This window comes from Micromonospora deserti (assembly GCF_003236335.1).
GTDB classification, from domain to species: domain Bacteria; phylum Actinomycetota; class Actinomycetes; order Mycobacteriales; family Micromonosporaceae; genus Micromonospora; species Micromonospora deserti.
The window spans coordinates 1-20,324 of the sequence record NZ_POUB01000096.1 but is presented as its reverse complement, the minus strand read 5'-3'; the positions used below and the strand labels follow the sequence as shown (position 1 = coordinate 20,324).

Below are 20,324 nucleotides of genomic sequence, written 5' to 3'. Positions count from 1 at the left end.
GGGTCAGCGGCCGAGCAGGGCGCGGACGCCGGCGAGGTACGTGTCGCGGTCGGGGGCGCCGGTCAGGATGAGCTGGAGGAACCAGCCGGGGACCAACGCGAAGAGGGCGGCGGCGACCGCCTCGGCGTCGGCGTCGGCGGGGATCTCGCCGCCACGCTGGGCGCGGCGGACCAGCACCTCGAAGTGGTGGCGGAAGCCGGCGTACTTGCCGGCGACGAACGTGGCCAGGGCGGGGTCCCGTTGCGCCTCGCCCCAGACCTGGATCGCGATCCGCAGCACCCCCTCGTCGCCGGCCTGCGTCTCCACGTACGCGAGGACCCGTCCCAGCGCCTCGATCAGCGGCACCGGCGGCTCCTGCCGGGCGATCCCGGCGAGCACCTCCTCGGCGCCGCCGACGGCCTCCTCGGCGATCGCGTTGATCAGGTCGGCCTTGCTCGGGAAGTAGCGGTAGACCGCGCCGACCGAGAGGCCCGCCTCGGCGATCACGTCCTGCATCGTGGTGCGGTGGAAGCCCTCGCGCAGGAAGCACCGGCGGGCCGCCTCGACGATCTGGCGGCGGCGGGCGGCGAGGTGTTCCGCCGAGACACGTGGCACGGGATACATCGTAAAGCGAACGTTCGCTCTTGACAGCGCTCCGAGCCGGGGAGGACCCTGGGCAAATAAGAGAACGAGCATTCGTTTTAGGAGTGGCCATGCCGACCCGTACCCGTCCACCCCTGCTCATGGCGGTGCTGATCGCCGCCGTGGCGGTGGTCGTCCAGGCGTTACTCGTACCGCTCTTCGCGGCCCCGGCGGCCAACCTCGCGCCGCGCGACCTGCCGGTCGCCGTCGCGGGCCCCGCGCCCGCCGCGGACGAACTGGCCGGCCGGCTCACCGCCGCCCGGCCCGGTGCCTTCGCGGTCACCACCCTCCCCGACGCCGCGGCCGCCGACCGGGCGCTGCGCGACCGGGAGGTGTACGCGGCCTTCGTCGCCGGCTCCGAGGGCGTCGCCCTGCACACGGCCCCGGCGGCCAGCCCGGCGGTGAGCGCGCTGCTCACCGAGGCCGCCGCCCAGCTCTCCGCCGGCCGGGCGGTGACCGTCGTCGAGGTGGTACCCGCCGACCCGGACGATCCCCGGGGCGCCGGGTTCGCCGCCGGCTTCCTGCCGTTCGCGATGGCCAGCATGCTCGCCGGCGCCCTGCTCACCCTGCTGGTCGCCGGCCGGGCCGCGCGGCTGGCCGGGCTGGCGGCCTACGGCGTCCTCGCCGGGCTGGTCGGAGTGGTGGTCCTGCACGGCTGGCTCGGCGTGATCGACGGCGGCTGGCTCGGCGAGGCGGCGGCAATCGGCCTGTTCGCGCTGGCCGCCGCGGCCACCGTGACCGGGCTCGGCGCGCTGCTCGGCCGCGCCGGCATCGGCCTGGGCGCGCTGCTGGTCTTCCTGGTCGGCAACCCGCTCTCGGCGGTGAGCGCCGCGCCCGAGCTGCTGCCGCAGCCGTGGGGTGCGCTGGGCCAGTGGCTGCCGGTCGGCGCCGGGGGCACCCTGCTCCGCTCGGTGGCCTTCTTCGACGGCGCCGCAGCCGGCCGTCCGCTCGCGGTACTGGCCGGGTACGCGCTGGTCGGGCTGGTGTTGGTGCTGGTCGCCCGGTCCGCCGTCGCCGGTTCCGCCGGCCGAGGCGCCGCCGACCCCGCCGAACCGGATCGGGCCGGCGTCGGCGTGGCGTGACCCGACCCTCTACTACAAACCGTCGTTGGTGGGGGAGGATGTGCCCGTGGAAGCTCTGAGACTGGTACTCCTCTACGTCCATCTGATCGGCTTCGCGTTGCTGCTCGGCGGTGCCGTCGCCCAGTACGCCGGAGGGCGGCCGCGGATCAACGCGGCCATGCTGTGGGGCTCGGTGATCGGTCTGCTGACCGGCATCGGCCTCGCCGCGCCGCTGCGCGACGGCGACGAGCCCGCGCCGGCGAAGCTTGTTACCAAGCTGGTGCTCGCGCTGCTCATCTTTGTCATGGTCTTCTTTTCCCGGAAGCGGGACGTGGTCAACCGCGGCCACTTCCTCGCAATCGTCGGGCTGACCCTGGTCAACGCGGCGGTGGCGGTCTTCTGGCGGTAACGTCCCCGGATAGGGGACCGGCCCCGGAAAGGGACGGACGCGACGCCCCGGCGCTCGCCTACCAGCACCCAGAGTGATCTGGCCCACCCAAGGGTTACGTAGGGGTAACAGGCACTCAACAGTCGTGCACGATTGTCGGCCGGTGGGTGGGCGCGGGCGTACGCTCCCGTCCGTAACGTGGGACGCCGGCGGCAACAGCGCAGGCCGGTTCAAGGGCTGCCACCGCAGGACGCGGTGCGCGATGGAAGGAGACGTCTTGCGCTCGGTGCGTGGGATGCGGATCGCCTCGGTGCTCGCGGTGGGTGGGCTCGTGCTGAGCGCCGCCGCGTGTGGTGAGGCCCCGGAGGATGACAACAACGCCGGCGGGGGCGAGAAGTACAGCGCCTGCATGGTGACCGATGTCGGCGGCATCGACGACAAGTCGTTCAACACCTCCGCCTGGAACGGCCTGCAGGCCGCCAAGGCCGAGAACGGCAAGATCGACATCAAGTACGTCGCGTCGAAGGCCGAGGCCGACTACGAGCCGAACCTGACGCAGTACGTCAACCAGGACTGCGACTTCATCCTGGCCGTCGGCGGCCTGATGGCGGACGCGACCAAGAAGATCGCCGAGGCGAACCCGACCCAGCAGTTCGGGATCGTCGACGCGGATCCGGGTGTGAAGAACGTCTACCCGATGCAGTTCGACACCGCCCAGGCCGCCTTCCTCGCCGGCTACCTGGCCGCCGGCCTGTCCAAGACCGGCAAGGTCGGCACCTACGGCGGCATGAAGATCCCGCCGGTGACCATCTTCATGGACGGCTACGCCGACGGCGTGGCCCACTACAACCAGGCCAAGGGCAAGAACGTCCAGGTCCTCGGCTGGGACAAGGCCACCCAGAACGGCTCGTTCACCAACGACTTCGTCAAGCAGGACGAGGGCAAGAAGGTCAGCGACGCGCTGGTCGCCCAGGGCGCCGACATCATCATGCCGGTCGCCGGCGGCGCGGGCCTGGGGACCACCAGTGCCGCCCAGGCCTCGGGCGGCAAGTACAACACCATCTGGGTGGACGTCGACGGCTGCGTGAGCACCCCGAACTGCCCGGTGATCATCACCACCGTGGTGAAGAACATCCCGGACGCCGTCAAGGAGGCCGTGATCAAGGCCGCCAACGGCGAGCAGCTCGAGCCGAACCCGGGCTACCTGGGCACCCTGGCCAACAACGGTGTCTCGCTCGCCCCGTACCACGAGTTCGAGAACAAGGTCCCGGCCGACCTCAAGGCCGAGGTCGACAAGCTGAAGGCGGACATCGCCGCCGGCACCATCAGGGTCACCTCGGCCGCCCAGCCGAAGTGACCGATCCCGGCCACCGCCGGTGAGACGATCACCGGGGCGGCCGGGCGGCACGTGTACGACGATCCGGCCGCCCTGGCGCCGCGGGGAACACCACCGCGGCGCCGGGGCGGCCGATCCGCTCCACCCGGTGGGTCCCGCACCGCGACCGGGCCCCGGCCGCTACGCTGCACCATCGCTTCGCACCCCAGGAGGTTGCGCTGAGACTCGAACTGCGCGGCATCACCAAGCGGTTCGGTGACCTGGTCGCCAACGACCACATCGACCTGACGGTGGAGCCTGGAGAGATCCACGCCCTGCTCGGCGAGAACGGTGCGGGCAAGTCGACCCTGATGAACGTGCTCTACGGGCTCTACCAGCCCGACGAGGGCGAGATCCTGGTCGACGGGAGGCCGCTGAAGCTGAAGGGCCCGTCGGATGCGATCGCCGCCGGGATCGGCATGGTGCACCAGCACTTCATGCTGGTTCCGGTCTTCACCGTCACCGAGAACATCATGCTCGGCGCCGAGCAGGTCCGCGGCGGCATCGCCGGCTTCCTGGACCGGCGGCGGGCCCGGCGCGGGGTCGCCGAGGTCTCCGAGCGGTACAACCTCCGGGTCGACCCGGACGCGGTGATCGAGGACCTGCCGGTCGGCGTCCAGCAGCGGGTGGAGATCGTCAAGGCGCTCACCCGCGACGTCGACCTGCTGATCCTCGACGAACCCACCGCGGTGCTCACCCCCCAGGAGACCGAGGAACTGCTCGCCGTGATGCGGTCGCTCAAGGCCGCCGGCAAGTCCATCGTCTTCATCACCCACAAGCTCGGCGAGGTCAAGGCCATCGCCGACCGGATCACCGTGATCCGGCGCGGCAAGACCGTCGGCACCGCCTCGCCGGACGCGAGCCGGGACGAGCTGGCCGCGCTGATGGTCGGCCGCAGCGTCCGGCTCACCGTGGACAAGTCGCCCGCCACCCCGGGCAAGCCGATCCTGGAGGTCACCGGTCTGGTCGTCGACGACGACCGGCAGGTCCGCGCGGTCGACGGGGTCGACCTGACCGTGCACGCGGGCGAGGTGCTGGGCGTCGCGGGCGTGCAGGGCAACGGGCAGACCGAGCTGATCGAGGCGATCATGGGCCTGCGCCCGGTGCTCGCCGGCTCGGTCACCCTCGACGGCCAGCCGGTGAAGGGCTGGTCGACCAAGAAGGTGCTCCGCGCGGGCGTCGGCTACGTGCCCGAGGACCGCAGCGTCGACGGCCTGGTCAAGGAGTTCAGCGTCGCCGAGAACCTGGTGCTGGACATCTACGACCGGCCCCCGTTCGGCACCGGGCTCGCGCTGAAGCCGGACGCGATCGCGAAGTCGGCCCAGGAGCGGATCGAGCAGTTCGACGTCCGCACCTCGTCGGCCGGGGCGCCGGTCGGCACCCTCTCCGGCGGCAACCAGCAGAAGGTGATCGTCGCCCGGGAACTGTCCCGGCCGCTGAAGCTCCTCATCGCCGCCCAGCCGACCCGCGGCGTCGACGTCGGCTCGATCGAGTTCATCCACAGCCAGGTCATCCGGGAGCGGGACCACGGCACCGCCGTCCTGCTGGTCTCCAGCGAGCTCGACGAGGTGATCGGGCTGGCCGACCGGATCGCCGTGATGTACCGGGGCCGGATCATCGGCGTCGTCGGGCCGGACACCCCGCGCGAGGAGATCGGCCTGCTGATGGCCGGCATCACCCCCGACGCGGTCGCCGGCGGTGGCGCGACCGCCAGCACGCCGGGAGCCGTGACCGACGGCCCGGCGACCCCGGCCGCCGAGGGCACTGGCAGCGAGGACGAGGCATGACCAACCCGAATCCCCCGTCGGGCTCCCCGGACAAGGAGCCGGCGACCGAGGCGCAGGCCGCCCAGAACACGCTCGGCAACACCGAGCGGGCCGAGTCGGCCACCACGCCGACGCAGCCGGCCCCGGACCGCAAGCCCTCCCTGGGGCAGCTCTTCCTGGACAATCTCTGGGCCGCCAACACCTTCACGGTGACCCTGCTCTCGCTGGTGCTGGCGGCGATCGTCGGTGCGGTACTGATGATCATCTCCGACCCGGACGTGCTGGCCACCTACAGCTACATCACCGCCCGGCCGTCCGACGCGATCAACTCCAGCTGGACGCTGGTCAGCGAGGCGTACGGGAACCTGTTCAAGGGCTCCGTCTTCGACCCGGACGCGGTGGGCTTCCAGGCCGCCATGAGCCCGATCTCCGAGACGCTGACGTACACCGCGCCGCTGGTGTTCACCGGCCTGTCGGTCGCGCTGGCCTTCCGCGGCGGCCTGTTCAACATTGGCGCCCAGGGCCAGGCCACCATGGGCGTGATCCTGGCCGCGCTGGCCGGCTTCCTGCTGCCGCTGCCGCCGGGGCTGCACCTGCTGGTCGCGGTGCTCGCCGGCGCGCTCGGCGGGGCGATCTGGGGCTTCATCCCGGGCATCCTCAAGGCGCGCACCGGCGCGCACGAGGTGATCAACACGATCATGCTCAACTACATCGCCGTGTACTTCCTGACCTGGCTCATCCTGCAGCGGGGCGTGCAGGACCCGAACCGGACCGACGCGATCAGCCGGCCGGTGGACGCCTCGGCCCAACTACCCCGGCTGTTCGGCGACAACCTGCGGGCACACGCCGGCATCCTGCTGGCCATCCTGGCCACCTGGGCGGTGGCCTGGCTGCTCAACCGCTCCACGCTCGGCTTCGAGTTGCGCGCGGTGGGCGCCAACCCGGACGCCGCGCGCACCGCCGGCATCAGCGTCACCCGCACCTACGTGCTGATCATGGTCTTCGCCGGCGTCCTGGCCGGGCTCGGTGGCTCGAACATGGTCCTCGGCACCACCGCCAGCGCGCTCACCCCGCTGGTGGTCGCGCAGATCGGCTTCGACGGCATCCTGGTGGCGCTGCTCGGCCGGGTGAAGCCGTGGGGCGTGGCGCTGGCCGCGCTGCTCTTCGGCGCGCTCCAGGCCGGCGGCAACCGGATGCAGTCGTACTCCGGGATCTCGCTGGAGCTGGTCACCGTGCTCCAGGCGCTGATCGTCATCTTCATCGCCGCGCCGGCCCTGGTGAAGGCGATCTTCCAGCTCCGGGCCGCGCGTGCCGCCCGGTTGCAGACGAGCCTGGCGAAGGGCTGGTAACTCATGTCCACCATGGCTGTCCCCGAGGTCGCGGTCGCCCCGGTTGACGAGGGGTTCTGGACCCGTACCCGCAAGGCCGGCGCCGTGCTGCTCGCGCTCGGCCTGCTGGGGGCGGTGCTCTTCGGAACGCTCGCCACCGACCAGCAGGCCCGGTTCACCCTCAGCGAGGACGCCGCCGGCGCCGCGCTGGAGGTCAACGGCACCCTCGGCGCGATCCTCTTCGGGGTCGTCACGATCGCCGCCGGCGCCGGCGTCCTGGCTGGGCTGCCGAAGCGCTGGTTCACCCTGGTGCTCGGGGTCGGCCTGGTCGCGTTCGTGCTGTCCTTCCTCTGCTGGCAGGTCTCCGCCGCGCCGGCCGGGCAGAACTTCATGCCGCTGGTCAACATCATCCGGGGCACCTTCATCCTGGCCCTGCCGCTGATCTTCGGCGCGCTGGCCGGCGTGCTCTGCGAGCGCTCCGGCGTAGTCAACGTGGCCATCGAGGGGCAGCTGCTGATGGGGGCGTTCAGCGGGGCGCTCTTCGGCAGCATCTCCGGCAACGTCTGGGTGGGGCTGGTCGCCGCGGCGGTCGGTGGCGCGTTCATCTCGCTGCTGCTGGCCGTCTTCGCCATCCGCTATCTGGTCGACCAGGTGGTCATGGGCATCGTGCTCAACCTGCTGGCGGTGGGCGTCACCGGCTTCCTCTACGAGCGGCTGATGCAGACCGACGCGCAGCGGTACAACAGCGCGCCGCGGTTCAGCAACTGGGAGATCCCGTTGCTGAGCGACATCCCGGTGCTCGGCCCGGCGCTGTTCCGCGGCAACATCTTCCTCTACCTGGGCCTGCTGCTGGTGCTGGTGATCCACATCGCGCTGTTCCGGACCCGGTGGGGGCTGCGGACGCGTTCGGTCGGCGAGCACCCGACCGCCGCCGACACCCTGGGCGTGCGGGTGCTCGGAGTGCGCTACCGCAATGTGCTGCTCGCCGGGTTGGTCGCCGGCATCGGTGGCGCCTCGTACACGCTGGCGCTCTACTCGTTCACCAAGAACATGATCGGCGGCAAGGGCTTCATCGCGCTGGCCGCGCTGATCTTCGGGCGGTGGAGCCCGACCGGGGCGCTGCTGGCCGCGCTCTTCTTCGGCTTCGCCGACCAGCTCGCCACCTATTTGGGGGCGATCAACAGCGTGATCCCGAGCCAGTTCCTGGCCATGCTGCCCTACCTGGCGACGATCCTGGCGGTGGCCGGGCTGGTCGGCAAGGTCCGGGCGCCGGCTGCGGACGGCAAGCCGTACATCAAGGGCTGACGGGGGGCTCGTCATGGAGATCGACTGGGAGCGGCTGCGGGCCGCCGCCACCGATGTGATGCGGCACGCGTACGCGCCGTACTCCAAGTTCCCCGTCGGCGCGGCCGGCCTGGTCGACGACGGCCGGGTGGTGGTCGGCTGCAACGTCGAGAACGCCGCGTACGGCGTGGTGCTCTGCGCGGAGTGCGGGGTGGTTTCCTCGCTGCACGCCACCGGCGGTGGCCGGCTGGTTGCGCTCTCCTGCGTGGACGCCACGGGTGAGCCGCTGATGCCGTGCGGGCGGTGCCGGCAGCTGCTCTGGGAGCAGGGCGGCCCGGAGTGTCTGGTCGAGGCGAAGGGCGGCCCGCTGCGGATGGCCGAGCTGCTGCCGCACGCCTTCGACGTGGCGGACCTGGAGGCGGTGACCGGTGAGACGTCGGTGCCGGCGGTGCCGGAGCGGTTGGCCGCCTTCCGGGGACGCGGCACCGTCTTCGTGCACCCGGACATGTCCGCCGGCCAGCAGATCTGGACGGCGTACTGGGAGCGGTCCGCCGGGGACGCCGCCGACGCCGAGACCGGCGTGCTGGAGGAGGGTCCGAGTTGGGACGACCCGGCCGACGCGATCACCTGGGGGCTGGCCCGTACGCCCCGGGTGGTGGTGGTGGACGCGTCGGGCACCATCTACTGGGCCGGTGAGGGTGAGCCGCCGATGGAGATACCGATCCGCTGGGGCGGCTGAGCTCTCGGGGTTCGGGCCGACCGCGACCGGCTCGGGGGTGGCTGGGCTGGGATCGGGCAACCGGCTCCGCGCGGTCCGGCTTGATCCCTGCGCCGGTCACGGTCGGCCCGATCTCGGTGGCGCGGTCCGCCGGACCGGTTCCGCAACGACTGATAGGAACACAAAGGTGAGTGCATTTACCGCGGTTGACGTTATCCGGACCAAGCGGGACGGGGGTGTGCTCTCCGACGGGCAGATCGACTGGGTGGTGGACGCGTACACCAGGGGACAGGTCGCCGACGAGCAGATGTCGGCGCTGGCCATGGCGATCCTGCTGCGCGGCATGACCGCCCCGGAGATCGCCCGGTGGACCGCCGCCATGATCGCCAGTGGTGAGCGGCTGGACCTCTCCGCGGTCGACCGGCTGACCGTCGACAAGCACTCCACCGGCGGCGTCGGCGACAAGATCACCCTGCCGCTCACCCCGCTGGTGGCGGCCTGTGGCGCGGCGGTGCCGCAGCTCAGCGGGCGCGGGCTCGGGCACACCGGCGGCACCCTGGACAAGCTGGAGTCGATCCCGGGCTGGCGGGCGGCGCTGAGCAACGAGGAGTTCATCGCCCAGCTGCGGGACGTCGGCGCGGTGATCTGTGCCGCCGGCACCGGGCTCGCCCCGGCCGACCGCAAGCTGTACGCGCTGCGCGACGTGACCGGAACCGTCGAGGCCATCCCGCTGATCGCCAGCTCGATCATGAGCAAGAAGATCGCCGAGGGGACCGGCGCGCTGGTACTCGACGTCAAGGTCGGCTCCGGTGCTTTCATGAAATCCGCCGACCAGGCCCGCGAACTGGCCCGCACCATGGTCGAGCTGGGCGGTGCCCACGGGGTGCGCACGGTCGCCCTGCTCACCGACATGTCCACCCCGCTCGGCCTGGCGATCGGTAACGCGGTCGAGGTGACCGAGTCGGTCGAGGTGCTGGCGGGTGGCGGGCCCGCCGACGTGGTGGAGCTGACCCTCGCGCTGGCCCGGGAGATGCTCGACGCGGCCGGTCTGCCGGACGCCGACCCGGAGGCCGCGCTGCGTGACGGGCGGGCGATGGACGTCTGGCGGTCGATGATCCGGGCGCAGGGCGGCGACCCGGACGCGCCGATGCCGACCGCCCCCGAGGTCGAGGTGGTCCACGCGGACGGGGACGGCTTCGTCGAGTCGGTCGACGCGTACGCCATGGGGGTGGCCGCGTGGCGGCTCGGCGCCGGGCGGGCCCGCAAGGAGGACCCGGTCAGCGTGCCGGCGGGTGTGGTGCTGCACAAGCGCCCGGGCGACCCGGTGCGGGCCGGTGAGCCGCTCTACGAGCTGCGCGCGGAACACAGCGGCCGGATTCCCGCGGCGCTGGCCGAGGCCGAGCGGGCGGTCCGGATCGCACCCTCCGTGCCGGCCACGACACCCCTGGTGATCGAGCGGATCGGCTGAGCGGCGCCGCCGGGGCGGCGTGGTGCTGGTCACTCGGGAGCGCTATTCTCCCAGGCCAGGGGGACCACCGGCGCTGAGTCGTCGCGAGCAGACAGGGATTTCCGCCGTGATCGTTCCTGCCCCCGATCCGCGTGAGGTGCGTGATGCGAGTCTGGACGAGCTGTCCCGGCTGCGCCTGCCCCTGCCGCCACCGCAGTTCCCGCTGGTCTGGGAGCCCGGTGACCAGATCGAGCTGCGCTCCACGCCGGAGATCGAGGCGCGGATCGCGGTGCTGCACCTGATCCTGGCCCGGTGCTTCGGGATGCCGCCCCAGGCGGCGATGAGCTGGCTGCTCAGCTCGCACCTGGTCGAGGCGGTCACCCCGCCGGAGTGGCAGTTCGTGACCGGCGGCAAGGGCGACCACCGCTCGTTCGTGCTGCACCACGACGCGCTCTTCGCGCTGGCCTGGGTGCTCGGCCTGACCAAGCAGCTCGACCCGACGCTGCCGGTGGACGAGCGGCTGGTGGAGCGGATGCCGCACATCGCCGCCGGGGAGACCCTCCGCCGGTGGCGGTCGCGGGTTCTCGCCGCCCCGCAGCACCCCGCCGACGCCGCCGCCCTGCTCGACCTGCACTACTGCCTGGACTGGGCGTATCTGGAGCTGGAGCGGGCCGGCCGGTCGCTGCCCGGGCTGGTCGACGCGAACGCGATCGGGCAGCGCCGCTGGGCGCTGGAGTGGGCGGTGATCCTGCGCGGGCCCTACCACGACGAGCCGCCGGGCTGGGAAGAGGTGGATCTCTCCACCTGAGCGTCAGCGTGGCCGGTACACGCCGAGCCGGACGGCCACCGTGACCCGGACCGGCTCGGGGAGCGCGGTCACCCGGGCGGCGAGCCCCGCCGGGTCGGTGTGCCATGCGCTCGGCCCCATCCCGACCAGCGTCGCGACCTCCGCACCGGTCAGCGCCAACTCCCGCCGGCGCTCGCTGGCCGACTCCGCCGCGAAGTGACCACCGAGGCTCTCGGCGACCCGGTCCGCCTTGGCCGGGTCGACCCGGAGCAGGCCGAGCGCGTCGACCAGCTCGGCGAGGTGGTCCTCGGCCGGGGTGACCACCAGGAGCGTCCCGGCCGGGTCGAGGATCCGGTGGAACTCCGCGCCGTTGCGCGGGGCGAAGACGTTCAGCAGCACGGCGGTCGAGGCGTCGGCCAGCGGCAGCCGCCGCCAGGTGTCGGCCAGCGCCGCGGCCGCCCGCGGGTGCGCCCGGGCGGCGCGCCGCAGCGCCGGCTTCGACACGTCGAGCGCCAGGCCGACAGCGTCGGGCAGCGCCGCCAGCACCGCCGCGAGGTGCCGGCCGGTGCCCGCTCCGGCGTCCACCACCAGGGGGTACGCCCCACTGCCCGACACCGCTACGGTGGCGGCTTCGGCGGCGGTGGCGAGGGCGGCGGAGATCAGGTCGTAGTGGCCCGCGGCGAGGAAGTCGGCGCGGGCGGCCACCATCTCGGCGGTGTCCCCCGCGTGCGGGGCGCGGCCGGCGAGCAGGTTGACGTAGCCCTGCCGGGCGACGTCGAAGCTGTGCCGGCGGGGGCAGCGCAGTGCGCGGGCGGTGCCGGCGGTCACCTCGGCCAGCGGCTGGCCGCACACGGGGCAGCGCAGCCGGTCGAGGATGCGCGTGTCCACGTCAGGCGTCCGGGCGGGCCGGGGCCGCGCCGGCCCGGCGGTCTGCGACACCCTGGTCGCCGTCGACGGCGGGCGGTTCGTCCACCGGCCCATCCTAAGATCCCCCACGTCACCACCGTCGACGGCGGCGCGTACGCGGTGGCGGGAGCGGCCGTGCCGGACACACCCGCCGCGCCGCGGAGCCCGGGGCGGGCGGGTGGTGCCGGCCCGGCGCCCGCCGGTGACTAGGGTCGGAGCATGGTCGCAACTATCCGCTACGAGGACATCGTCAAGGTCCCGAAGGCACTGCTGCACGACCACCTCGATGGCGGCCTGCGGCCGGCGACGGTCGTCGAGCTGGCCACCGAGGTCGGCCACGAGCTGCCCACCACCGATCCGGAGGCGCTCGGCCGCTGGTTCGTCGAGGCGGCCAACTCCGGTTCGCTGGAGCGCTACCTGGAGACGTTCGCGCACACCGTCGCCGTCATGCAGACGGCACCGGCCCTGCGCCGGGTGGCCCGGGAGTGCGCGCTGGACCTGGCCGCCGACGGAGTGGTCTACGCCGAGGTGCGGTTCGCCCCGGAGCAGCACCTGGAGCGGGACCTGACCCTGGACGAGGTGGTCGAGGCGGTGCTGGCCGGGTTCGTCGAGGGCAGCGCCCTGGCCGCCGAGGCGGGCGCGCCGATCCGGGTCGGCACCCTGCTCACCGCGATGCGGCACGCCGCCCGCTCGCAGGAGATCGCCGAACTCGCCGTCCGGCACCGGGACGCCGGGGTGGTCGGCTTCGACATCGCCGGCGCGGAGGCGGGCTTCCCACCCACCCGGCACCTGGACGCCTTCGAGTACCTCCAGCGCGAGAACTTCCACTTCACCATCCACGCCGGGGAAGCGTTCGGCCTGCCCTCGATCTGGCAGGCGATCCAGTGGTGCGGCGCGGACCGGCTGGGCCACGGGGTGCGGATCGTGGACGACATCACCCCCGGCCCACAGCCGGTGCTCGGTCGGCTGGCCGCGTACGTGCGGGACAAGCGGATCCCGCTGGAGCTCTGCCCGTCGTCGAACGTGCAGACCGGCGCCGCCACCTCGATCGCCGACCACCCGATCGGGCTGCTGCGGGACCTACGGTTCCGGGTGACGGTGAACACCGACAACCGGCTGATGAGCGGCACCTCGATGTCCCGGGAGATGGCCCTGCTGGTCGACGCGTTCGGCTACGGCTGGCGCGAGCTGCAGTGGTTCACCATCAACGCGATGAAGAGCGCCTTCATCCCGTTCGACGAGCGGCTGCGGATCATCGACGAGGTGATCAAGCCCGCGTACGCGAAGCTGCTGGGCTGACCGGCGGGGGTCCGGCGGTCGGGGCGGCCGCCGTCAGGGACGATGCGGGTGGCCGGCGAGCAGGCCGGCCACCCGGCGCAGCACCTCGCCGGCGCGGGCCGCCTCCGCGCCGAGGCCGGTCTGCCGGCGCAGCACCGCCGGTTCCGCCCGCAGCAGCGCCACCCCGCGCCGGAGCAGCAGCCGCGGCGCCTTGCGCTGCTCGGCGAGGTCGCGGGCCAGCCGGCGGAGGAAGGTCGCCCCCCGGGGGCGGCGCAGCGCGTACGCCCCGGCGAGCATCCCCGGCCGGCGGCACGCCTCGACGATCTCGGCGGCGAAGATCCCTTCGGCCACGAAAAGTGGCGAACCGGCTAGGTCGAACGACCGGGTAGCCACCTTGCGGTCCTCACCGATCGCATAAACCGGCACATCGGCCTTGCCCTCGCGGGCCAGTCGGGCAATGGTTTCCACGGCCGCGTCGGCGTCCCATGACCGGGGTGACTCCCAGTCCACCTGGCCGTGTCGTCGTGGCAACGTAGGGTCATCGCCGTCCTTGTAAAAGTCGTCAAGACAGAGCACCGGAAGCCCGGTTCGCTGCGCAATGTACGACTTTCCCGAGCCGGATGGGCCGGCGAGCAGGACGACGCGGTGGGGGTGCTCCATTACGGTAAGTAACTCCGGCCAGACGGATTGCTATCAAATCGCATCAACATCTCATCACACCTCCGGCGAGGGTCAGCCTGGGCTTTCTCTTTCAGGAGCGGCGTGATGGAATCTCGGATGGTCCGACCCGCCGGGTCGGCCGCTGGGCGTTGCGCGGGGGCAACGCGGACGCTGAAAACGCGAGGGCGGTGACGTGAGCAAACGGCCAAAGACGGCGGGCTCCTTCCTGTCGCGGCTGAGCCGGCCGGCCAGCCGGCTCCGCGACATGCCGATCTGGTCCAAGCTCGGTCTCATCATGATCGTGCCGACCATCGCCACGGTCGTCGTGGGCACCAACGGCCTGGTCGGCCACCTGGAGACGCTCAACAATGCCAACCGGGCCGGCGACCTGGCCAACCTGGTGGGGTACTCGGGTGAGCTGGTCAACACCCTGCAGGACGAGCGGACCAACGCGCTGCGGCTGCTGGGCGCGCCGAAGGGGCAGGCCGACCGCTACAAGGACACCTACAACGAGGCCAACGCCAAGGTGGACGGGGCCAAGGCGCCGTACTCCCAGCAGCGCGCCGAGATCGACGGTCTCCCGGCCAACTTCGAGGCCCTGCTCGACCGGATCGACCAGAACCTGACCGATTTGCCTGGCATTCGCAGCCAGGTGCTCAACGGCAAGCTCGGCCTCACCCCGGCCGCGCAGACGTACGAGGGCCTGATCAGCGACCTGCTGGACGTCCGCGACTCGGCCACCCAGCTCGCCGACGACATCGGGCTGAGCGACCGGATGCGCGCCGCTGCCGCCGTCGCCCGCAGCAAGGAGTTCCTCTCGCTGCGCCGTGACGTGGTGCACCGGGCCCTGATGCAGAACCAGCTCACCCCGACGCTGCGCAACGACTACATCGCCACCGGCACCGGCCACGACCAGGCGGTGCAGAACTTCAACGCGGTGGCCGACCAGGCCGAGCAGGAGTTCTACCGCCAGACGGTGTCCGGCTCCGACCTGCGCGAGGCGAGCACCTACAACAGCTGGCTGATCAGTATCAACACCACCGACAGCATGACCGGCGCCCCGTTCGACCCCGACCAGTGGGACGCGGCGATGGTCGCCAACGCCAAGCTGATCCGCACGGTGGAGACCCGGCTCGACGGCGACACGGCCCGGGTCGCCGACGACATCCGCGGGGACGTGCAGCGCCAGGTGTTCCTGGAGACCGGCCTGCTGCTGAGCATGCTGCTGCTGGCGATCCTCTTCGCCTACCTGGTCGCCCGCTCGATGGCCCGCTCGCTGCGCGACCTGCGGCAGGGCGCGCTCTCCATCGCCCAGTACGGGCTGCCCCAGGCGGTGGCCCGGCTGCGTGACCCGCAGGTCACCGGTCAGCTCTCCCCGGTGCAGCTGGCCAACCAGATCGCCGAGCCGCTGCCGGTGCGCAGCAAGGACGAGTTCGGCCAGGTGACCGAGGCGTTCAACGCCGTCCACCTGGAGGCGGTCCGCACCGCCGCCGAACAGGCCGCGCTGCGGGCGTCCGTCGCGACGATGTTCGTCAACCTGGCCCGCCGCTCGCAGATCCTGGTCGACCGCCTGATCGGCCATCTGGATCGGCTGGAGCGCGGCGAGGAGGACCCGGACCGGCTGGCCGAGCTGTTCCAGCTCGACCACCTGGCCACCCGGATGCGCCGCAACGACGAGAACCTCCTGGTGCTCGCCGGCGCCGACTCCACCCGCGTGCAGCGTGAGCCGGCCGCCCTGATCGACGTGCTCCGGGCCGCCCAGTCCGAGGTCGAGCACTACACCCGGATCGAGTTCGGGGTGATCGACCGCGACATCGAGGTCGCCGCGCACGCGGTCAACGACCTGGTGCACCTCGTCGCCGAGCTGTTCGACAACGCCACCGCCTTCTCCCCGCCGGACTCGCAGGTCTTCGTGGAGGCCCGCCGGGTCGGCGACCGTGCCTCCCTGTACGTCGAGGACCGGGGCATCGGGATCAGCCCCGAGCAGCTGCACGAGCTCAACGAGCGGCTCGCCACGCCGCCGCAGGTGGACGTGGCCGTCTCCCGGATGATGGGTCTGGTCGTGGTCGCCCGGCTGGCGTCCCGGCACGGCGTCAAGGTCGAGCTGCGGCCGGCCAGTGACCGGGGGATGGTGGCGGACGTGACGCTGCCGACGTCGGTGCTGGTGCCCCGGGCGCTCTCCGGCCGGGTGCAGCAGGCGCCCGAGCTGCCCGCCTCCGGGCCGCAGTCGTCCGGTCCGGCGCCGGCCTTCGGTGCGCTGCCGGCGCTCGGCCACGGCCCGGCCAACCCGCCGATGCCGGCCCAGCGCCCGGGCGGCTCCGGCAACCAGGTCACGCTGGGCGGTCGGCCGTTCGACCCGGCGACGCGCAACGGCGCCGGCACCCGGGCCTCCGCCGACGGGATGCGCTCCATGCCGGCCTGGTCGGACCTGACCGGGGCCACCGGGGTCAACGGCAGCGACACGTTCGCCCCGCGCACCACCAACAGCCAGCCCATCAACCCGCTGCCGCAGCGCCGCGCCGCCGAAGACGGCGAACAGGGCGGCACCGGCCAGCAGCAGGCCATCCCGCGGCAGCTGCCCAGCAGCCCGGAGGCCTGGCCGTACTCCGCCCCGCCGGTGTCGGGCCCGCCGGTGCCGTACTCGGCGCCGCCGGTGTCCGGTCCGCCGGTGCCGTACTCCGCGCCGCCGGTCTCCGCCTCGCCGTTCTCCGCCTCGCCGGTGTCGGCGTCTCCGGTCTCCGGCCACCCGGTCTCCGCATCGCCGGTCTCGGGTCAGCCCGTCTCCGCCCCGCCGACCGGGCCGCTCCCGCAGCGGCCGGTGTCCGCCACGCCGCCCGCGAGCGGGGCGCCGCCGGCCTGGCCGCCGGTCGCCGGTGCGGACCGCGAGGCGGCGACGCCGCCGGTGCCCGAGCGGCTCGCCGCCGCGCTGGACATGACCACCGAGCTGCCGCGGGTGCCGCGCCCCGGCGAGGCCCCGGCCGCTCCGGCCCCGCAGCCTGCGGTCCGGCCGACCCACACACCGGCCGCCGCGCAGCCGCAGGCCCGCCCGACGACCCCGCAGCAGGCCCAGAACCGGCAGCGGTACGCGGACGAGACGATGGAGCTGCCGATCTTCCGGGAGTTGGAGTCGGCCTGGTTCCGTACCCGTCGACCGGGCCCGGAGGAGGCGGCGGGCGCCGCGCGGTCGGCGGCCACCAGCGGTGCCGCCGCCCCGACCCAGCAGTTCGCGAAGGTCGACGCCACCGGCCGAGCCGTGCAGCAGACACCACCCGGGACGACAGGTAACGCACCGATGGCAGAGAATTTGACAGCCGGAGGAGCGGCGCGCGAGAACGGGGCTGGGGCGAACGGGGGCACCCACCCCGCCTTCGCCGAGAGCCTGCCGAACCGCCGCGCCCCGCAACAGACCAACGGCTGGCAGACCGCTGCCGACGAGGGCTGGCGCGCGGCGTCGGCGGCGAGCGAGGTGCCGGTGGCGGCGACCACCACGACGGGGCTGCCGAAGCGCACGCCGATGGCGCAGCTCGTGCCAGGCGCGGTGGAGAAGCCCAGCACCTCCGTGCAGCGGCGTACGCCGGAGGGCGTCCGCGGTCTGCTCTCCGCCTACCATCGGGGAGTCCAGCGAGGGCGTAGTCACCCCTCCGACAGCAACCCGACCACCCCGGAGGCGACTCCGGGAGGGCAGCAATCCTCGCAGTCTGGCTCAGGCCCGGTGGCCGGGAGCGGGCAGAAGGAGCAAGAAGGATGACAACTACGCAGGATCTCGGTTGGCTGCTGGCCAACTTCGCCGACCGGGTGCCCGGTGTCGCGCACGCGGTCGCCGTCTCCGCGGACGGACTGCTCCTCGCTGCGTCACGGGATCTCCCGCGTGACCGGGCCGACCAGCTGGCCGCGATCTCGTCCGGTCTGGTCAGCCTCACCCAGGGCGCGGCCCGCTGCTTCGAGGGAGGCGCGGTGCTGCAGACGGTGGTGGAGATGGACAATGGCTTCCTGTTCCTGATGTCCATCTCGGACGGCTCGTCGTTCGCCGTCCTCGCCGCCCGCAGCTGCGACGTCGGGCAGGTCGGCTACGAGATGGCGCTGCTGGTCGACCGGGTGGGCGACGCGCTCACACCGCAGCCGCGTACGGCTGTCGGGATGATGGGCTGAACGAGCTGACCACCGGGTCGGCACGGGACGACAACAACAACGACGGGTTCCGCCGGGTGAGCGCCGGTGGCGGGTACGAAGGAGGTGAGCGGCGACATGGCTGATCGTGACGAACCGACCGGGGCGTTGGTCCGTCCATACGCCGTGACCCGTGGTCGTACCCGTCCCCGGCTCGACATCGCCATCGAGGCACTCGTCGAGACGACGGTGCGCGGTCGGGCCACTGCCAACGGCAGCGGCGGCCATGGCCGCGAGCACCAGTACATCGCCGCGCTGTGTGACGGACGCGTGCAGTCGCTCGCCGAGATCGCGGCGCGGATGCAGCTCCCGCTCGGTGTGGCCCGGGTGCTCATCGCCGACATGGCGACGGACGGCCTGGTCGCGGTCCACGAGCCGACCATCCTGGACGACTCGGACGACGCGGTGGGCACTGAACTGCTGGAGAGGGTGCTGAGTGGACTTCGCAGGCTCTGACATGTCGCACCGCCCGCCGACCCCGAGTGGGCGCGTGACGTCGGCGAAGATCGTTATCGCCGGTGGATTCGGCGTCGGCAAGACGACGCTGGTCGGCTCGGTCTCGGAGATCACGCCGCTGACGACCGAGGCCATCATGACCTCAGCCGGCGTGGGCGTCGACGACAACCGGCAGGTGCCGGGGAAGACGACCACCACGGTGGCGATGGACTTCGGCCGCATCTCGATCGACCGGGACCTGATCCTGTACCTTTTCGGTACGCCGGGTCAGACGCGGTTCTGGTTCATGTGGGACGAGCTGGTACGCGGCGCGATCGGCGCGGTCGTGCTGGTGGACACCCGGCGGCTGGCCGACTGCTTCGCGGCGATTGACTTCTTCGAGCACCGACGGCTGCCGTACCTGGTGGCTATCAACTGCTTCGACGGGATGCAGTACCACGACCCGCAGGACGTCCGGGACGCGCTCGCGATCTCCAGCGACATTCCGGTGGTGGCCTGCGATGCCCGGAACCGGGAGTCGACGAAGCACGTGCTGATCTCGCTGGTCGAGTACGTGCTCACCATGCGCCGGTCGCGCGCCGTCGCGCCGGCCTGATCGACCGTCGACCGCGCCCGGTGGTGGCCTAGCCGCCACCGGGCGCTCATTGCTGCCCGCTGAAGGATGCCGCCTGGCGGCACCGGGCACGGCACACGGCCCATTGGTTCGGCCCGGCAGGCCGCGCGCGACGGCGGCCCGCAGCGCCCGCCTGGCGGCGACGGAGCGCCGGCGGTAGTTTCCCCCACCACCAAGCCGTCGGACAGGCCGTGGCGGCCGCTCAGCGGGCCGGGCGGCGTGGTCCTCGCCGGCCGGCCCAGGTGGACGGACCGACGGCTGTCACGAGCGGTAGCCGGCGGAGCGGTACTCGTACTCGCGGTCGTCGTCCCGGTCGCCGGTGTCGCGGCTGAAGTCCCAGCCGCCGGCGGACTCGCGGCCCGGCCGCCCGCCCACGGCGAACCCGCCGATCTCCTGGCCACGGCGCCAGCCGCGGAAGTAGCCGGTGGTGTTCTCGGCGAGGCTGGCCGCGTCGCGCACGATCCGCAGTGGACGCTCTTCGCGCAGCGGGGAGCCGGGCACGAGGTTGGCCTGCGGAACCCGCTTGGGCAGCCCGGCCGTCGTCTCGGCACCCACCGCCGGCCGGGCGGCCTGTTCGGCCGCCTGCCAGCCGGTGTCGGCCGTGGTCGACCAGTCCCGGTCTTCCTCCTCGCTGTGCCCGACGAACCAGGCGGACTTCGCCTGGGCGAAGATCAGCAGGTCGCCGTCACCCTCGTCGGAGACGGGCGGGGGCCGGTGCTCCACCGGCGGCGAGGGCCGCTGGTCGGCGGCTGGGCGGTCGGCGCGGGCGGTCGGTCGGCTGTTGCGGGCGGTCTCCTCCCGGTCCACCAGCCGCAGCGGGGGCGTCTCCAGGTGCGGGTCGGTCGGCGGGTTCATGCCGTCGCGCAGCGCGCGGTCGGCCAGCGGCGGCGGCTCGACCAGGCGCAGCATCGGCGGCTCCTGGGGCAGGTCGTCGGCGAGCCACGGCGGGGTGACCCGGCGCTCGGTGCCGGGGTCGGTGGGCGCATCCACCCCACGCCCGTCCCGCTCGCCGTACGAGCCGACCACCGGATTGTCCGCGGAGCCGTCGGACGGGTCCTCCGGGTTGTTGACCAGCGGCCAGTTGGCCCGGGAACCGGGGGGAGCGGACTCCTGGCCCGGCCGCGGGACCGGCACCGGCACGCTGAGGTCGGTGGCGCTGAACCCCCCGGTGGGCGTCGGCGACTCGCCGCTGGTCTTCGGCCGGGGCGGGATGACCGTGCGCTGCCGCTCAGCGCGGGCGCTGTTGATCGCCGCAGTGGTCAGGGTGGGCCGGAACGGCTCGCCCGCCTCGGCCGGGGGCACGCTGCCCCGTTGAGCCGGCGCGATCGGGGTGATGCCGGGCGGCGGAGGCGGCGGTGCGGACACCGGCCGGTTGCTGGGTGCCGGCTCCGGGCGTGACGGCGGCGCGGAGACCGGAGGACCGGCCACGGCGGCCGGGGTGACCGGCGCTGGTGCGACCGGGGGCGGGG

17 protein-coding genes and 1 pseudogene are annotated in these 20,324 nt (G+C 72.8%); 14 read left to right on the top strand and 4 right to left on the bottom strand.

What is annotated here, in order from left to right:
- Nucleotides 1-3 precede the first annotated feature (3 nt).
- Nucleotides 4-594 (bottom strand): TetR/AcrR family transcriptional regulator, encoded by a 591-nt coding sequence (locus tag C1I99_RS15630; protein WP_199562146.1) that lies wholly within the window; start codon nt 592-594, stop codon nt 4-6.
- A 98-nt stretch (nt 595-692) separates the two neighbouring features.
- Here C1I99_RS15630 and C1I99_RS15625 point away from each other — a divergent pair, with 98 nt between their 5' ends.
- The 9 genes from C1I99_RS15625 to C1I99_RS15585 all read left to right on the top strand — a co-directional run bounded on the left by C1I99_RS15625 (nt 693) and on the right by C1I99_RS15585 (nt 10,796).
- The gene (locus C1I99_RS15625) at nt 693-1,703 is read left to right on the top strand and encodes a hypothetical protein (protein ID WP_199562144.1); all 1,011 of its coding nucleotides are present in this window, start codon (nt 693-695) and stop codon (nt 1,701-1,703) included.
- A gap of 46 nt (nt 1,704-1,749) precedes the next feature.
- Nucleotides 1,750-2,091 (top strand): hypothetical protein, encoded by a 342-nt coding sequence (locus C1I99_RS15620; protein ID WP_111134952.1) that lies wholly within the window; start codon nt 1,750-1,752, stop codon nt 2,089-2,091.
- Nucleotides 2,092-2,365: 274 nt separating this feature from the next.
- Nucleotides 2,366-3,427 (top strand): BMP family lipoprotein, encoded by a 1,062-nt coding sequence (locus tag C1I99_RS15615; RefSeq protein ID WP_199562148.1) that lies wholly within the window; start codon nt 2,366-2,368, stop codon nt 3,425-3,427.
- A 164-nt stretch (nt 3,428-3,591) separates the two neighbouring features.
- Complete coding sequence (locus tag C1I99_RS15610; RefSeq protein WP_111134950.1) at nt 3,592-5,232, top strand: ABC transporter ATP-binding protein; 1,641 nt, start codon at nt 3,592-3,594, stop codon at nt 5,230-5,232.
- Nucleotides 5,229-6,560 carry an ABC transporter permease gene (locus C1I99_RS15605; RefSeq protein WP_111134949.1) on the top strand — a complete coding sequence of 444 codons (1,332 nt, stop codon included), beginning with the start codon at nt 5,229-5,231 and terminating at the stop codon, nt 6,558-6,560. Before C1I99_RS15610 ends, C1I99_RS15605 begins: the two co-directional genes overlap by 4 nt.
- Nucleotides 6,561-6,563: 3 nt before the next feature.
- Nucleotides 6,564-7,844 carry an ABC transporter permease gene (locus tag C1I99_RS15600; RefSeq protein ID WP_111134948.1) on the top strand — a complete coding sequence of 427 codons (1,281 nt, stop codon included), beginning with the start codon at nt 6,564-6,566 and terminating at the stop codon, nt 7,842-7,844.
- Between the two features lie 13 nt (nt 7,845-7,857).
- Nucleotides 7,858-8,562, top strand: coding sequence for a cytidine deaminase (locus tag C1I99_RS15595; protein WP_111134947.1), 705 nt, complete (start codon nt 7,858-7,860; stop codon nt 8,560-8,562).
- Nucleotides 8,563-8,728: 166 nt separating this feature from the next.
- Nucleotides 8,729-10,009 (top strand): thymidine phosphorylase, encoded by a 1,281-nt coding sequence (locus C1I99_RS15590; RefSeq protein ID WP_111134946.1) that lies wholly within the window; start codon nt 8,729-8,731, stop codon nt 10,007-10,009.
- A gap of 106 nt (nt 10,010-10,115) precedes the next feature.
- On the top strand, nt 10,116-10,796 hold the full coding sequence (locus C1I99_RS15585; protein ID WP_111134945.1) for a DUF4272 domain-containing protein: 681 nt from the start codon (nt 10,116-10,118) through the stop codon (nt 10,794-10,796).
- A 3-nt stretch (nt 10,797-10,799) separates the two neighbouring features.
- Here the strand turns inward: C1I99_RS15585 and C1I99_RS15580 are convergent, their stop codons facing one another.
- Entirely contained in the window at nt 10,800-11,663 is an 864-nt protein-coding gene (locus C1I99_RS15580) for a putative RNA methyltransferase (RefSeq protein WP_111134944.1), read from the bottom strand.
- Between the two features lie 237 nt (nt 11,664-11,900).
- On the opposite strand from C1I99_RS15580, the gene C1I99_RS15575 reads away from it, so the two are divergent.
- Nucleotides 11,901-12,980 carry an adenosine deaminase gene (locus C1I99_RS15575; RefSeq protein ID WP_111134943.1) on the top strand — a complete coding sequence of 360 codons (1,080 nt, stop codon included), beginning with the start codon at nt 11,901-11,903 and terminating at the stop codon, nt 12,978-12,980.
- Nucleotides 12,981-13,013: 33 nt separating this feature from the next.
- On the opposite strand, the gene C1I99_RS15570 is transcribed toward C1I99_RS15575, so the two are convergent.
- On the bottom strand, nt 13,014-13,490 hold the full coding sequence (locus C1I99_RS15570) for an ATP-binding protein (protein WP_233512522.1): 477 nt from the start codon (nt 13,488-13,490) through the stop codon (nt 13,014-13,016).
- Between the two features lie 322 nt (nt 13,491-13,812).
- Here C1I99_RS15570 and C1I99_RS15565 point away from each other — a divergent pair, with 322 nt between their 5' ends.
- The 4 genes from C1I99_RS15565 (at nt 13,813) to C1I99_RS15550 (ending at nt 18,837) form a co-directional block, all read left to right on the top strand.
- Nucleotides 13,813-17,367 carry a nitrate- and nitrite sensing domain-containing protein gene (locus C1I99_RS15565; RefSeq protein WP_111134941.1) on the top strand — a complete coding sequence of 1,185 codons (3,555 nt, stop codon included), beginning with the start codon at nt 13,813-13,815 and terminating at the stop codon, nt 17,365-17,367.
- A complete protein-coding gene (locus C1I99_RS15560) occupies nt 17,364-17,768 on the top strand; it encodes a roadblock/LC7 domain-containing protein (RefSeq protein WP_111134940.1) in 405 nt (134 codons plus the stop codon). The genes C1I99_RS15565 and C1I99_RS15560 overlap by 4 nt, the downstream gene beginning before the upstream one ends.
- A gap of 96 nt (nt 17,769-17,864) precedes the next feature.
- On the top strand, nt 17,865-18,242 hold the full coding sequence (locus tag C1I99_RS15555; RefSeq protein WP_111134954.1) for a DUF742 domain-containing protein: 378 nt from the start codon (nt 17,865-17,867) through the stop codon (nt 18,240-18,242).
- 1 nt (nt 18,243) lies between these two features.
- Entirely contained in the window at nt 18,244-18,837 is a 594-nt protein-coding gene (locus tag C1I99_RS15550; protein WP_111134939.1) for a GTP-binding protein, read from the top strand.
- Between the two features lie 279 nt (nt 18,838-19,116).
- Here the strand turns inward: C1I99_RS15550 and C1I99_RS15545 are convergent.
- Nucleotides 19,117-20,324 (bottom strand): annotated as a pseudogene (locus tag C1I99_RS15545) (transposase); the annotation flags it as partial.

Bases quoted from the DNA above. Each gene is read 5' to 3' on its own strand.
- C1I99_RS15605 (WP_111134949.1), top strand. From the start codon at position 5,229: ATGACCAACCCGAATCCCCCGTCGGGCTCCCCGGACAAGGAGCCGGCG.
- C1I99_RS15550 (WP_111134939.1), top strand. From the start codon at position 18,244: ATGTCGCACCGCCCGCCGACCCCGAGTGGGCGCGTGACGTCGGCGAAG.
- C1I99_RS15625 (WP_199562144.1), top strand. From the start codon at position 693: ATGCCGACCCGTACCCGTCCACCCCTGCTCATGGCGGTGCTGATCGCC.
- C1I99_RS15595 (WP_111134947.1), top strand. From the start codon at position 7,858: ATGGAGATCGACTGGGAGCGGCTGCGGGCCGCCGCCACCGATGTGATG.
- C1I99_RS15555 (WP_111134954.1), top strand. From the start codon at position 17,865: ATGGCTGATCGTGACGAACCGACCGGGGCGTTGGTCCGTCCATACGCC.
- C1I99_RS15600 (WP_111134948.1), top strand. From the start codon at position 6,564: ATGTCCACCATGGCTGTCCCCGAGGTCGCGGTCGCCCCGGTTGACGAG.
- C1I99_RS15615 (WP_199562148.1), top strand. From the start codon at position 2,366: ATGCGGATCGCCTCGGTGCTCGCGGTGGGTGGGCTCGTGCTGAGCGCC.
- C1I99_RS15575 (WP_111134943.1), top strand. From the start codon at position 11,901: ATGGTCGCAACTATCCGCTACGAGGACATCGTCAAGGTCCCGAAGGCA.
- C1I99_RS15560 (WP_111134940.1), top strand. From the start codon at position 17,364: ATGACAACTACGCAGGATCTCGGTTGGCTGCTGGCCAACTTCGCCGAC.